The sequence below is a fragment of the Peribacillus sp. 05N428 genome (assembly GCF_056397085.1).
In genome coordinates this window covers 35,773-50,773 of sequence record NZ_JBFTMS010000025.1, presented here as the reverse complement: position 1 = coordinate 50,773, position 15,001 = coordinate 35,773, and the positions used below count along the sequence as shown (strand labels likewise).

Below are 15,001 nucleotides of genomic sequence, written 5' to 3'. Positions count from 1 at the left end.
CTTGAAGCTGTTGCAGATGCAGCTTACAAAACCAGTACGCCTGATTATGTGTATGATGGAACTTATGATTGTTATTTCTTCCCCCACCGGGTAAGCTTTTAAATCCATTTCCCATCTTATAATCATTCAAAAAGGGTTTCGGAATAAGAGCATTCCGAAACCCTTTATGTCTACAGTCTGGAGGCATCCGAATGGAGGCCTTCTTTATTTTATAGTCCCTTTTATTCCTTATTTTTTAAAAACGGCCACCAATTCGCGTTTCCAAACGTTGCAACCATCACCGGAATAAACAATGGCAAGATGACAAACGCATATAAAGCAAGCCCCACCAATATTAAAGTGGCTATTTCCAAGAGCGATAAAACTCCTGCTGGCATCATGGCAGCAAAGGTTCCGCCCAGAATGACAGCCGCCGAGATGATCACCGTTCCCATTTTTCTCATGGACAGTAACATCGCTTCTTTGACCGGCTTATCTTTCCACTCGTTAAAGCGATCCATCAAGAAAATGCTATAGTCAATGCCAAGAGCAATCAAGATGACGAAGGCAAAGAAAGGAACTGCCCAGCCAATGCCGGCATAACCGAGAATATTAACAAAAATCAACTCTGTAATGGCTGCCGCTGTATAATAAGTCAAAACGAGCGACACTATCAAATAGATAGGCATGATCAAGGATCGCAGCATGAAAAAGAGAATGATTGCAATACCCGACAGCATCAAAACGACCGTCCTTGAGAAATCCTCCCCAGACATCATGCCCAAGTCATGATGTGTACTTGTGATTCCCCCTATCGCCACCTGCGCGTTTTCAAGCTTTGTATCTTTCGTTACTCTTTCAACGGTTGCCTCAATCGAATCGATTTGCTCGATTGCTTCATTGGAATAAGGATTCGCCTTGAATACCACATCCATGGTCATGATTTTACCATCTTCAGATAAATACGCGTTCAATGCTTCCCCGAATTCTTCGCTTTCCACTACTTCTTTGGGAATGTACATGCCTGTTACCGTTTTATCCGTTTTTGCCAGCCCTGATAAATAACCCTGTGCGGACGATAGTCCATCATGGACTTCATTCAGACCATCAGCACTTTCATTTAAGCCATCAGTCAAATCAGTAAGCTGCCCGCCGAGGCTTGAAAAACCATTTAGGAGTTCTTGCTGCCCATTACTTAAGCTAGTAAGGCCTCCTTTAAATCCTGACAGATTATTTATGACTTCCCCCTGACCATTAGCCATGGTGCTTAGACCCTTTTGTAAAGTGTCAACGCCTGAAACCAATTGGTTAAGGCCCTCCCCAAGAGAATTTTGACCCTTTACGATTTCTTCCATATTTTCATTCGCCGTATTCAAACCGCCGGACACTGAACCAAGATTCCTATTGAGCTCTGAAAGGCCTGCTGCCATGGGCTCCAAGCCACCCTGTGCCCCTTGCACTGTTTGCTTGATCGTTTGATAGGACTGATCAGCCTGTAATTCTGGATGAGTGGCTTCCATTTGCTCAAAGGAAGGATTTAAACCGGCAAGGCTTTGTGATACACCCGTAAGGTTAGTTTGAATTTCTTTATATCGACCTGTGAGCTCACTTAACCCATTAGCTGATTGTTTATAGCCTTCGAGAAGCTGCCCGCTTCCGGTGGCGAGCTTATCCAAGTTTGCCTTGACCTCATTCAATCCGTTTTTTATGTCCCCGGTCCCTGAAGACCCATCGCGGATGCCTGCTTCAATGCTTGTTAATGCCTTCTCCACCTGACCTACGCCGCTCTTTAATTCATTGGTCCCGGATATGAGCCCCCCTATTCCGTCCGTCGCTTGCTTCAATCGCGGTCCTGAATCGGAAAGCTCACTGCCTGCCGTTTTCAATCCATCGCTTATTTGTTTAATGCCTTCATTTCCTTCCCCAATTCCCTTTTCCAAGGTTTCGGCCTGGTTCGCTACAAATAAATCCTTAATCGGTTCACCTGTCGGGCGGGTCATGGATCGAACTACATCGACTTCATCCACCTTTACTACTTCCTGGCTGATTTTTTCAGCAAGTGCGACGTACTCTTCCGAATCCATGCGTTCGTCATTCTTTATGACAATCTGTGTTGGCATCGATTGTCCCGGTCCGAATTCATCGGAAATGATATTAAATGCCATGATGGAAGGAACATCATCACCCGCTTCTTCAAGGGAGTTATATGAAATCTTCCCATCATATATAAACAAAAAGGGAACACAGACGATTGCAACAATCACCAGCGCCAACAATGGACGGTTCAGGGAGAAGTTACCGAGAATTCCCCATAGTTTACTTTCACTATGCTCAAGTTTCCCTTTTGCCGGCCAGAATAGCTTTTTGCCAAGAACCGCCATGAAAAATGGAACGATCGTATAAAGGGTGATCATTAAAATGAAAACCCCTATGGCAACGGCCGCCGCAGATTGATAGAGCTTAAAAGTGGAAAAGCCAATTGCCGCAAAACCAATCATTACGGTCAGCCCGCTGAAGAAAACAGTCTTACCGGAGGTTCGGTACGTCTCAACGATCGCTTCATGCAAGGACTCCTGTGACGATAGCTCTTCCTTGAAACGACTAAGCAGCAGGATGCAATAATCAGTCCCGATTCCAAATAAAATACCTACCAGGAATATTTGGGTGTAAGACGAAATCGGAAAGTCCCATTTATCCACCAGGAATGAGACGATGGATTGTGAGCATAAATAAGTGAAACCTACTGTTACCAACGGAATGATCGGTGCCACCACTGAACGGAAGACTATCAGCAATACAGCCAGAATGAAGACCACCGTGATGCCTTCAGTTTTCTTCAGCCCTTCTTGGGAATTGGCATTAAGATCTTCATCGATCATCCAGCTGCTTGTGTAATAATGCTCGACATCCACTTGCTCCAGCTCTTTATAAAGGGCATCGATCACTTCCTTAGCTTCCCGGTCCCCCTTGACCATCGTGATGGATGTCAAAACCGTTGTTTCGTTCTCCGAGACCAACTGACCTTTTAGCGAGGGCTCTTTAAAATGGGTCATGACCTCTTTGATGCCAAGCTCTGCTTTATTCTTTTCAAGCTTTTGGATCGCTATCTCAATCTCTTTCAATTCCGGGGAAGACAGCTTCTTATCACCATGAAATACGAGAGCCACTTGTGACTCATCCTTATCCTGAATCTCTTTCATTAGCTCATTGGCCATCCCAGAGGAATACTCTGCCGGTACATCCAGCTGGCCCTTATTCCGGACAAGCTCCGCCATATCCGGTGCCGCAAACAATAAACCTGCCGTAATGGCAATCCAAGCGATAATGACCAGCCATCTTCCCTTTATGATCCCCCTCATTTATATTCCTCCCATTCCTCATTCTTCATTTGAATGAAAATTTGTGAAAGCTTCTCATATGTATCAAGGAATTTAACAATCTCTTCATAATCGAATTTCGTCATGATGCTCTCTACCAATTTATGAATCTTATTTTCCGTTTCCTGTAACAACGCTTCCCCCTCTTTGGAAAGCTTCAAATGAAAGACCCTTCGGTCAACCTGGTCCTGTTCCCGTTCTATCAATCCTTTGCCTTCCAGCCTGTTGATGTTGGACGTGACGGCACTCTTATTAATATAAAAGGCATCACTGATTTCCGTCGATGTACACAACCGCTGTTGTTGAATGAACCGTAAAGTATAGTATTGTTCGTTCGTCAGCACATCACAAATCTGATCTTTTATTAAAAGCTCCCCCATCTTATTTACATAGAAAGAAACCTTCATATATCGATCAATCAATCCAGAAACTTTTTCATTAGACATCGTTGCACCTCCCAAAAAGTAGTTCAGTCATTTAACTATATGTAGAGTACTATTGTTTTATTTATCATGTCAATCCCATGATAGTTTATTATTTCCAGTTTAACTTATGGTAAATAAGGGAAAACCCAAAGTAAGCAAACAATCTACTATTCTAAAGGAGGAAATATAAATGACTCAAACAACTATCGAAACTCAAACGAATAGCAAACTTTTAAAAGGGATTTTAATCGGAGGGCTTGTCGGCGGTGCATTGACCTTGCTTGACTCCAACACGAGAAATAAAGTAAAGCGATCTGCCATCCTTTTAAAAGACAACTCCATGAATATGATTGAACAGGTCAAGGAAAATCCCGGCGAAATGAAGGAACAGATGGTATCAGGAGTCAAAGGGGCAACGGAGACGATTAAAGAGGCAATCAATGACGTTGAAACACTATATGAAACCGTCAATGAAGACGTGGTGGGTAAAGTATCCGAAGTAAAGGATATCTCCACTGATGCCCTTGGTACAGCGAAGGACGCAACAAGTGAATTAAAAGACATCAGTTCAAAAGTGGTCGTTGCCGGTAAACAGCTGAAGGAAACGCCAGCACAATCATTGAAATCCGATAATGTTATAGGTGAAAAAGAGAGTGATGAAATCGTTAAAAAATCAGGATTATCCAATCAAAAGTCCATCTCATCCAACTTCTAATATATAAAAAAGCTGAGGCATTATGCCTCAGCTTTTTTTGTAGAGAAAATGGGCCCGGAAAATGTGCGCTTCATCAAATGAAGTTCCCGAACAACCAAAACAACACCTTCAACTAAATAGGGATGGTTATATCTAAATTTAAAAACAGAGTTGATTGGAGTGAAAGGTACGAGACTCCTGCTTAGAAAAGCGCGTCTAGGGGAGACCCCGCAGGCGCAAGCCGAGGAGGCTCCACGACCGCCCGCGGAAAACGAGTGCCTGAAGCGGAAATCAACATCCAAATCGTACAAGCCATAATAAAAGCTGAGGCATTTTGCCTCAGCTTCTTTGTTTCGGTATATCCTTCACTTGATACCTTAGTTAGAGTCTTCCAATTTATTCGTTATATCATGGTCTTTTTTCACTTCGGCTAACCAAACTGGATATTCCTCTTGTAATCTTTCAGAAAGAAGCGTTTCTTTAATTACTTCTTTACTGTCTTCTAAATTAGCTTTTTTTGCTTCCTTCTTACCGGTTACTTTTATGATATGGTACCCATATTCGGTTTTGACTGGATCACTGACTTTATTTTTATCAAGATTAAAGGCAACATCTTCAAACTCTTCCACCATATCGCCTTTCCCAAAATACCCTAGGCTTCCACCGTTATCCGCCGTTTCAGTATCAGTGGAATATTCAGCTGCCAACTTAGCGAAATCACCGCCTGCTGCAAGTTCTTTCGCAACCTTTTTAGCCGTTTTTTCGTCTTCGACTAAAATATGACTAGCTTCCACTTGTTCCGCTTGAGCAAATGTATCTTTATTATCTTCAAAATACGTACTGATTTCATCGTCCGTCACGGTAATTCTCGGTTCGACCAGTTTTTTCGTTTGCAGGTAAACCACGATGTCCTTTTTTAAGGCATCCATTGAAGAACCGCTTGCTTCCAATTGTTCTTTTAACGACTTTTCATCACCATAGGACTCAACCATAACATCGATTTCTTTCTGGATTTCTTCATCCTTAATTTTGATTCCTGCTTTTTCCGCTTCCAATTCCACCAATTTATTCGTAATTAACAGGTCTAAAGTATCTGCTCCGTATCCCGCAACAAGCGCGTCATACAGCTCATCCTCATTGATTTTCTCGCCATCGATACTCGCAATTGTCTTATCCATGGACGAAATCATCGCAAATGCCATGATCCCGGCAATGATTAAAATGCTCCCTGCCCAAATATATGCCTTCGTGCTTTTTAATAGTTTCATGAATAATCTCCCTTAAGTTTTCTATTATGATAGCTTGGAAATATTAATTAATCCTTAAGATTTTAACTCAACCTTCAGGATGCACTAACTCAATCATTATACTAACATACTTATATCCCAACAGATATTTTAGAGTATTTCATTCTGCTACAGATTTTACATTAAAATTTTGGTTGATCATTACAAAATACGGTATTATACCGTTATATCAACTTTTGATATATAGGTAACAGAGTGTAATTCGGCCTTTACTCGTGAGTTTCGAGCAAACTAAAAAGCATGGTGTACGGAGGGAATTCCTACACCATGCTTTATTTATTTTGTTATTTACGATGCATCTTGAATTCAAGGAAGAGTTCATTGTAACGGGCCAAGTTTTTCTTCCCAAGGTTTTCGTACACTTCCAGTTTCTTCGTCAGTTCAGGTGATGGATAGAACCGTTCATCTTTCACCACTTCTTCAGGCATATATTTAAGTGCTTCTTTATTAGGTGTCGAGTAACTTACATATTCAGCATTTTGAGCTGCAACTTTCGGGTCCAGCATGAAGTTGATGAACTGGTGGGCCGCATCGACATTTTTCGTTGTTTTCGGGATGACCATATTATCAAACCATAAATTGGACCCCTCTTTTGGAACAACGTATTCGAGATCTTCATTTTCAGCCATGATTTCAGAAGCAACTCCCGACCAAACAAGGCCAATCGCCGCCTCCTGGGCTTCCAATAGCATGCGGCTTTCATCTCCCACTATCGCTTTAATATTCGGGGTGAGGGCATCAAGTTTGGTTTTTGCCTCTTGAAGGTGTTCTTCATCTGTATCATTCAATGAATAATTCAAAGAGTTCAGACCCATGCCCATCACTTCTCTAGCGCCATCCGTCAAAAGGATTTCATTTTTTAAATCTTTATCCCATAAATCCGCCCAGGCCGTTATTTCTTTGCCACCGAGCATCTTGGAATTGTAAACAATTCCAACTGTTCCCCAGAAGTACGGGACGGAATATTTATTCTCAGGATCGAATGGCAGATCGATGAATCGCTCATCGATATTTTTCAAATTCGGAAGCTTGGAATGATCCAAGGGAACCAGCAAGTCTTCTTGCCTCATCTTATCGATCATATACTCAGACGGAATGGCAATATCATAAGTGGTACCGCCCTGTTCAATTTTAGTCATCATGGCCTCATTCGAATCGAACGTCTCATAAATGACCTTTATACCTGTTTCTTCTTCAAAACGATCGATTAGATCCGTATCGATGTAATCGCCCCAATTATAGATGGTAAGCGTATTGCTGCTCGTAAATCCCTGCGCTGAATTCAATCTTGAAATCGCATAAAGCAGCAAAGCGGATACGAGGGAAATGAGCAAAAACATTTGGAGAAGCCTTTTCATCGTTTCCCCCCCATTCCCGTTTGCCTAACACGTTGAGTTATAAAGTAATAGACGACAACCAACAGCAGTGTCACGACGAACAGCAGTGTCGATAGTGCATTGATATTCAATGAAATTCCACGGCGGGCCAATGAATAGATTTCCACGGAAAGAGTTGAGAAACCATTACCGGTCACAAAGAACGTTACCGCAAAATCATCAAGTGAATAAGTCAATGCCATAAAAAAACCAGCAAAGATACCTGGCAAGATGTATGGAAGGATGACCTTCGTCAATACATCCCACCGGCTTGCCCCTAAATCCCGGGCCGCATCAATTAAAGTAGGGCTCATTTCCTGAAGTTTCGGAAGGACCAGCAGCACAACGATCGGGATACTGAAGGCGATATGTGACAACAGTACCGAGTAGAATCCAAGCTTGATCCCGGCCATTGTGAATAAAATCAGGAAGGAAGCACCGATGATCACATCGGGACTGACAATCAATACATTATTCAATGACAATACCGTATTCTTAGCTTTACTGCTCGTAAAGGAGCGAATTCCAATTGCCCCTATCACCCCGATGATCGTTGCGATCAGTGCAGATAATAAAGCTATCACAAGTGTATTCAATACAATGATCAACAGCCTCGTATCTTGGAACAGCTCCTTGTACCACTCCATCGTGAACCCTTTGAAGTCATACATCGTTCCACCGCTGTTAAAAGAGTAAAAGACTAAAAAGAAAATCGGTGCATAGAGAATGAGAAAAATCAAAACGAGAAACGCTTTTGATATTGGTGATAATTTATTGCCCAATTTACACACCCTGCTTTCGGTTACCCGTTACAAACATAATCAGGAACATTATAATAATCAAAAATACCGCGATCGTGGAACCCATTCCCCAATCCTGTGTTACAAGGAAGTGCTGCTCGATAGCCGTACCAAGCGTAATGACTCGGTTACCGGCAATCAATCTTGTAAGCATGAACAATGAAAGTGCCGGGATGAAGACTACTTGGCATCCCGTCTTTACCCCATCTAATGTCAACGGAAAAATGACACGGCGGAATGTCATCCATCGGGACGCTCCCAAGTCATTGGCCGCATCCAAAAGGGTTGGATTCATTTCATCAAGCGCATTGAATATCGGTAAAATCATAAACGGTATGAAAATATAAACCGAGACGAATATGAAGCTGAAATCCGTAAAGAGAATCTGCTGCTTTCCGATTCCTACTGCCTCCAGAAAACCATTCGCCACACCATACGTGCCAAAAATTCCAATGAAGGCATAAGCCTTCAAAAGTAAATTGATCCAGGAAGGCACGATAATCAGCAAAAGCCACAATTGCTTATGCTTGGTTTTCGTTAACAAATAAGCTGTCGGGTAAGCGACTAAAAGGGATATCCCCGTAATCAGGAAAGCATACCAAAATGAGCTTAATGTCATTTTTAAATATACTGGCGTAAAGAACTTTTGATAGTTAATCAATGATAAATTGCCTTCAATGTCAAAGAAGGAATAGTAAAGGATTAACAAAATGGGTGCGATCACGAATAAAGCAATCCATAAGACATAGGGTATGAAGTAAATATTACGGGATATTTTATTCTTCATGACTTTCCCCATCATGATACGCTTCCAGACGCTTATCGAATTCTTCTTCAGTTTCACCCAATCGCATGACATGGATCGATTCCGGTTCGAAATAAAGACCTATTTCATCTCCGACTGCCACTTTTTTCGTTGATTGGACAAGCCATTCATTTCCATCATGGTCATAACAGCTGATTTCATAATGAACACCGCGAAATAGCTGGGAGTCCACCCGAACTTGCAGTTTTCCGCGATCGACGGAAGTAATCTCCAAATCTTCCGGGCGGATGACAATATCGACAGCTTCATTACTGTTCAATCCTTGGTCAACACACTCGAACTGTCTGCCGACGAATTCCACGAGGTAATCTTCAATCATTTTTCCTTTTACAATATTGGACTCACCGATGAAATCGGCAACGAATCGATTCAGCGGTTCATCATAAATATCCGTAGGGGTCCCGCTTTGCTGGATTTTCCCTTTGTTAAGGACAAAAATCTCATCTGACATCGCTAATGCTTCCTCTTGGTCATGAGTGACGAAGATAAACGTGATTCCCAGCCTCTGTTGCAGCTCCCGCAATTCATATTGCATTTCTGTACGCAATTTCAAATCAAGGGCAGATAGCGGTTCATCCAGGAGGATGACTTCAGGTTCATTAACAATAGCCCTCGCAATCGCTACCCGTTGCCGCTGACCGCCGGACATTTCCCTGATCTCCCGTTTTTCATACCCCTCCAAATTAACAAAGCTGAGGGCTTCCTTCACCTTGATTTCCACTTCCGAATTCTTCATTTTTTTGATCCGAAGACCAAATGCTACATTTTCAAACACATTTAAATGCGGAAACAGTGCATAATCTTGAAATACCGTATTCACTTGCCTTTTATTGGCTGGCACATCATTGATCTTTTTCCCTTCAAAGTAAATATCACCTTTGGAAGCTTCCGTAAATCCGGCAATCAAACGAAGGATCGTGGTCTTCCCACACCCGGAAGGACCCAATAGCGTATAGAACTTCCCTCTCTCGATTTCAAAACTAACATTATCGAGAACCACCGTTTCATCATCAAATTGCTTCGTAACCTGATCGAAGCGTATTATATTCCCATTTGCCATAGCTTCTTCCCTCTCTCCATTCCCTTACTCATCAATCTTCAACGATTGCATTTTTTTGAATTCTATAAGTATGATTCCGTCACCACGAGTAATAACTCGGACGGACCTTCAAAATCATTGATGATTTGATGTTCATCTGAAGCATGAAAATAAATCGATTCCCCTGCCTTGACGAAATACGTATGTGTACCCAGCTTTACAATGACTCTTCCGCTTAATACATAACCGAATGTTTCCGACAAGGATGGTTCAAATTGTTTGAACTCCCCTTTTTCCTGGAGAGTCAGGCGAATAGGTTCCATTTCCTTTTCATTCGATTCAGGCACGAGCCACTGAATTTGGTATCCCCGTTCTTCATCGATGAAAAATGTTTGTGCTTCTTCTTCATACACTACTTTTTGGACTTGATCCTCATCATCGAAGAACTGTTTAGGCTTGCAGCCGAGTACTTCTAAAATATTGAAAAGAGTTTCAATCGAAGGGGAACTAAGATCCCTTTCCAACTGTGAGATATATCCTTTGCTTAAATCCGTTCTTTCGCCCAATTCTTCCTGGGTCAATCCTTTTTTCAAGCGAAGGTTCTTTATTTTTTTTCCAATTTGCATTCCATAACCCTCAATCGGTTTACTTATAGTAAACACACAGTAGATAAAGTTTTATATAAGTAAACTTTCAGTTTAATTTTACGAATATCATTATACAGGAAATGCCGGAAACTTCAAACGGAATTTCCGGCATTCATTAAAAAAAGGACTGCCGTCTGGCAGTCCCCCTTTTACAACTTCAGACATATCTCTTGCGCTTTCTTTTCCCCATCAGCAATACAGTCCGGGATTCCGACACCATTGTATGAACAGCCCGCAAGTAAAACATTCGGATAATTCTCGGAGATTTTCGCCTCCAGGGATTGAACGATTTGAGGATGTTTAATATGGTAGTTCGGCATATTTTCATGCCATTTCGTCACTTCACTCGTAATTGGATTCCCAGAAATGCTTAGACTGTTCTTAATGTCGTGTAAAGCCACAGAGATCAATTCCTGGTTTGTAAGGGACCGTAATCTTTCATATTCCGGACTTGAGCTTTTATAAAAAAGCCTTACCAAAAGCTGACTGTTTTCAGAAGTATGCTCCCATTTCCGGCTTGTCCAGGTACATGCATTGCAGATCAAATCACTATTATCACCTGCAATGAAACCTGTCCCGTCTTTTGGAAGCATGCTGTCCGGGATATCGAATCCAAGATAAACGCTAATCATCGAACTATTGATCAAGCCGTCGAAATCCTCATCCAACTCCCGATCCCCCAATAATTTCTGGGCAATTGTATGCGGTGTACTCAATACGATAAAGTCCGTTTCCAGCGTTTCACCGTTTGCCAATGAAACGATGTACGCCTCATCATTTCTTCCGATTTCATCTACACTGACCCCTTTTAATATCTCGACCATATCGAGGCTTTCCTCTATTCTTTCCACCAGTGTTGATAAGCCATTTTTAAACGAAAGGAACTTCTTATTCCCCTTGCTTTTGTATTTCTGCTTATTTTCCGATAGGCCTCGTATTATACTGCCATATTCATTTTTATAATCCAGCATCTCCGGCAGTGTTTTGGCAATGGTCAATTCATTTAATTTTCCTGAGTAAACACCTGATAGGACTGGCGATATCTGCTTTTGCACCAATTCCTTGCCTAAGAAACTTTCAAGAAATAAACCGATGGAGTCATTCTTCGTAAATGTCTCATTTTTTGTGTAGAAATCCTTTAAGGCGTCGACCTTCCCTTGGGCGGAAACCAGATCACTTTTGGCCAGTGACTCCAGGCTCATTGGTATTCCGAATAGGGCATCTTCGGGGATTCCCTTCAGCATCCCATCAGTATGGATGAATGATTTTCCCGTCGTATTATAGACGACTTGATCCTCCAGGTTCAATTCTTTAAGAAATGGCTGTATATTCTGTTTCCGGGCAACGATCGAATCGGCCCCCGCTTCAATTTTAAAAGGACCATCGTGCACAGTCCTTATTTTACCGCCTAGTTCCTCATTTCCTTCTATTAATATTAATCGTACGGAGAGACTCCTCGCTTTAACTGCCTTTTGTAAATAATACATGGTTGATAAACCGGTAATGCCTCCACCTACGACTACGACTGTTTTCATTAGGACTACACCTCGATTAAGATTTTGCAATAAGTAAAGTGTACCATAAGGCAGCAGCATTATTAAAAGCAGCCCTTCTAAAATCATCGGATACATAACGAAACCTGTAACAAATTGGACAAAAAAGACCTCCCCTTTTGGAAAAGTCCATTAGCCAATTTTATTTGTTATTCCTCCCCTTATTCGATATCCTTGTTCACCATATCCAATCTATATTCCATTATCTCCATCAACCCGCTTCTGCCTTCCTTCTGAATGCCTGTATCCTGAAACCCCGATTTCGCATAAAGCGTTTTTGCGTTCACGTTCATGACGTCCACTGCCAGAATGATCGAATCCTTGTTTGGAAAAATCCCTTTTGCGAATTCCGGAAGGCTTTGCAAGGCTTTCTTTCCAATCCCTTTTCCCTGATGTTTTTGATCAACAAGGAATCCCCGGAGCAATATCGCTTTTTTATCGCTGGTGAAAGGGGTGATGTTTTCGCCAATGTGTAAAACGAAAAAGCCAACTGGGATACCCTTAGCCAATATTACGACAGGGTGCCTGTCGCAATCTTCCCGGCAATATTTCAGTGACTCATCCGGCAGAGCTGAAAAAGGGGTTTGTGTATTCGGTAAATAAAACTGGGAAAGCTGGTTAAGGTGTTCCGGTAAATAAGGCATTAAAGTTATGGTCTCGATTTCCTTTTCCATTAAGCACACTCTCTTTCATCAATTATTGGATACAATAATGATTCGATGCCCCGTCGGATATTCCCTTCCCAAACCGGAAGGAGCACTGTCGAATATATCGACAGTGCTCCTTCTGTATAATCAATGTGTATTTTCATTGATAGTCAGTGCTTCTCGTAAATTTATTTGCTGGCGGAGTATGTTGGCAACATCACGGGAGATTTGTCGTTTTTCAAACATATCCTGCACTTCGTCCCGTTCTGCCTGGATCGCTTTATAGAACAGCTCTCTTTCATACTCGGCCATTTTACTCGGGGTACGTCCTCTGTTCTCACGCTTGCATTTTAAAATTAACACTTTATACTCGTCTATGATCATCGAGGATGTCTTATGATTATCGGCTGTAATTCCGGCCTGTATCTCTTGGATGGCGGCTTTATACATCCTGATTTTAAGATCCCTGACCTTTTCCAATCTCTTAAGATTGATTTTTCTTATTTCACTTTTATTAGGGAAAAATAATTTTAAAACCCTCAGCATACTTCTCCTGAACAGCGTTACTGACCTAAAAAAACGGAACTTCAGTCGATTTGTTACGGCACCTTCCATACGCTGGATATATTCCTTGCATATATACGCCGTCTCCCGGTCCACTTTTTCATCCTTAATAAGTTTATCCAGGAATCTTTGCTCTGCTTCAAGGGCCTTGAAGCGAAGATCCTTCTCTTCTTCCCTTAATGCAGCCGGTTCTTTCTCCTGTTCTACATAGGACAGTTCATTGATCTTGGTACAATACCTGGAAATGATCGACAAAGCCGCTTCCCGGTTTTCATCTGTCATTTGGGACTCAATCACCCGAATAGCGGCTTGATGTGATTGGATGGCAGCAGCTTTCGTTTTGTCAGCCTGCTTATCCACCACTTCCTCTTCTTCCGATCGTGCCACGATTGGCAGAAATACACTCGCAACAATCAGTGTCAGCAATATGACACCTGCTGCAATGAAAATGATTAACGAACGCTCAGGAAAAGGACTTCCATCTGCCAACACATATGGAATCGAGAACGAACCCGCTAACGTTACAGCTCCGCGAACACCGGAAATGGTAATGATCCCGGCCGCTTTGAAGTCCGGTTTTTGGGCTCCAGCTTTTTTCGTCATCCAGCCAATCGACCAGGCAGCCGTAAGCCAAATGAATCGTAAAGCGAAAAGGAAAAGTGTAATGATCACGATATAAAGGATCACTTGTCCATTATTAAAGGCTGGATCTTGAAAGATCGTTTTCGCAACGCTTGGGATTTGCAAGCCAAGCAAAACGAATACAAGACCATTCAATACATATAAAATGACGGACCAGGTACTCTTTGAAACGACTTGAAGTTCCACTGTTGGTGAAATTTCCCGATCTCGTTCAATGGCATGGACAATTCCCCCAGCCACGACTGCCAAAATCCCAGAAAGGTGGAAATGTTCCACAGCGAGGAAAATAATAAAAGGAGTCAGGATTTGGATAAGCATATGCATCGTGACATCTTCCATCCCTAAACGGCGAAGGAATACGCGAAGCCTGATAATGATGAAAGCTAGTACCGCTCCACCTACAAACCCACCAATTGCAATCCATATGAAACTGAAGGTTGCGTCGACTAAGGAGAAAACACCTGTGACTGTAGCTGCAACGGCAAACTTAAAGGCAACTAAACCTGAGGCATCATTCATCAGCCCTTCGCCTTCGAGAAGGTGCATGATGCTCTTCGGCAATTTGACCCGACTCGCCAAAGCGCTTACTGCCACTACATCCGTAGGTGACAAAATGGCCGCCAAAGCGAACGCTGCCGGCAATGGGATCGAAGGGATCATCCAATTAATTAAATATCCGCCTGCCCAAACCGTTATGAATACGAGGCCCAGTGCAAGCATCAGAATGGGTGCTCTCAACTTCCACAGTGCTGTTCGGGGTACATTTTTGCCATCATTGAACAATAGGGGTGCGATGAATAATAGCAAAAATAATTCCGTCTCCATCTCAACATGCATACCCAGGGGTAAAAGTGCCAATATGACACCGAGTGCTATTTGTATTAATGGTACAGGTATAAAGGGTATAAAATGGTTAATTACATTAGACACTCCAATCAATATAAGAAGCGCTAATATAACAAGAAAAAACTCCATACAAACATCTAACTTCCTCTCTCATCTATAATCATAACTATAAGCGTAACATATTTATACCCAGTCAATCATGCATTAACTATTCTAACCTGGAATCCCTCTGAATAATGATACCTTTTATCAAAAGCGAAGGAGCTTACGTTGTGTACG

General features: G+C 42.1%; 12 protein-coding genes. 1 reads left to right on the top strand and 11 read right to left on the bottom strand.

The genetic code is table 11. The annotated features are described in order from the left end of the window. Nucleotides 1-221: 221 nt before the first annotated feature. Both AC1DIV_RS20430 and AC1DIV_RS20425 read right to left on the bottom strand, forming a co-directional pair. The gene (locus AC1DIV_RS20430) at nt 222-3,338 is read right to left on the bottom strand and encodes an MMPL family transporter (RefSeq protein WP_340878307.1); all 3,117 of its coding nucleotides are present in this window, start codon (nt 3,336-3,338) and stop codon (nt 222-224) included. Next, complete coding sequence (locus AC1DIV_RS20425) at nt 3,335-3,802, bottom strand: MarR family winged helix-turn-helix transcriptional regulator (RefSeq protein ID WP_048688729.1); 468 nt, start codon at nt 3,800-3,802, stop codon at nt 3,335-3,337. The genes AC1DIV_RS20430 and AC1DIV_RS20425 overlap by 4 nt, the downstream gene beginning before the upstream one ends. 169 nt (nt 3,803-3,971) lie before the next feature. Between AC1DIV_RS20425 and AC1DIV_RS20420 the strand changes: the two genes are divergently transcribed. Then, a complete protein-coding gene (locus AC1DIV_RS20420) occupies nt 3,972-4,496 on the top strand; it encodes a YtxH domain-containing protein (RefSeq protein WP_340878306.1) in 525 nt (174 codons plus the stop codon). A 356-nt stretch (nt 4,497-4,852) separates the two neighbouring features. Here AC1DIV_RS20420 and AC1DIV_RS20415 read toward each other — a convergent pair whose 3' ends face one another. The 9 genes from AC1DIV_RS20415 to AC1DIV_RS20375 form a co-directional block, all read right to left on the bottom strand. After that, entirely contained in the window at nt 4,853-5,743 is an 891-nt protein-coding gene (locus AC1DIV_RS20415) for a peptidylprolyl isomerase (RefSeq protein WP_072274037.1), read from the bottom strand. A gap of 323 nt (nt 5,744-6,066) precedes the next feature. Next, a complete protein-coding gene (locus AC1DIV_RS20410; RefSeq protein ID WP_323599468.1) occupies nt 6,067-7,140 on the bottom strand; it encodes an ABC transporter substrate-binding protein in 1,074 nt (357 codons plus the stop codon). After that, a complete protein-coding gene (locus AC1DIV_RS20405; RefSeq protein ID WP_034304873.1) occupies nt 7,137-7,940 on the bottom strand; it encodes an ABC transporter permease in 804 nt (267 codons plus the stop codon). The genes AC1DIV_RS20410 and AC1DIV_RS20405 overlap by 4 nt, the downstream gene beginning before the upstream one ends. Nucleotide 7,941: 1 nt before the next feature. Then, complete coding sequence (locus AC1DIV_RS20400; RefSeq protein WP_034305104.1) at nt 7,942-8,745, bottom strand: ABC transporter permease; 804 nt, start codon at nt 8,743-8,745, stop codon at nt 7,942-7,944. After that, a complete protein-coding gene (locus AC1DIV_RS20395; RefSeq protein WP_034304875.1) occupies nt 8,735-9,844 on the bottom strand; it encodes an ABC transporter ATP-binding protein in 1,110 nt (369 codons plus the stop codon). The genes AC1DIV_RS20400 and AC1DIV_RS20395 overlap by 11 nt, the downstream gene beginning before the upstream one ends. 62 nt (nt 9,845-9,906) lie before the next feature. Continuing rightward, nucleotides 9,907-10,449 carry a helix-turn-helix domain-containing protein gene (locus AC1DIV_RS20390; protein WP_034304877.1) on the bottom strand — a complete coding sequence of 181 codons (543 nt, stop codon included), beginning with the start codon at nt 10,447-10,449 and terminating at the stop codon, nt 9,907-9,909. Between the two features lie 170 nt (nt 10,450-10,619). Then, the gene (locus AC1DIV_RS20385) at nt 10,620-12,005 is read right to left on the bottom strand and encodes a protoporphyrinogen oxidase (protein WP_340878305.1); all 1,386 of its coding nucleotides are present in this window, start codon (nt 12,003-12,005) and stop codon (nt 10,620-10,622) included. A gap of 179 nt (nt 12,006-12,184) precedes the next feature. Further along, a complete protein-coding gene (locus tag AC1DIV_RS20380) occupies nt 12,185-12,697 on the bottom strand; it encodes a GNAT family N-acetyltransferase (RefSeq protein WP_251543052.1) in 513 nt (170 codons plus the stop codon). 120 nt (nt 12,698-12,817) lie between these two features. Beyond that, on the bottom strand, nt 12,818-14,851 hold the full coding sequence (locus AC1DIV_RS20375) for a Na+/H+ antiporter (protein ID WP_323599464.1): 2,034 nt from the start codon (nt 14,849-14,851) through the stop codon (nt 12,818-12,820). Nucleotides 14,852-15,001: the final 150 nt, after the last annotated feature.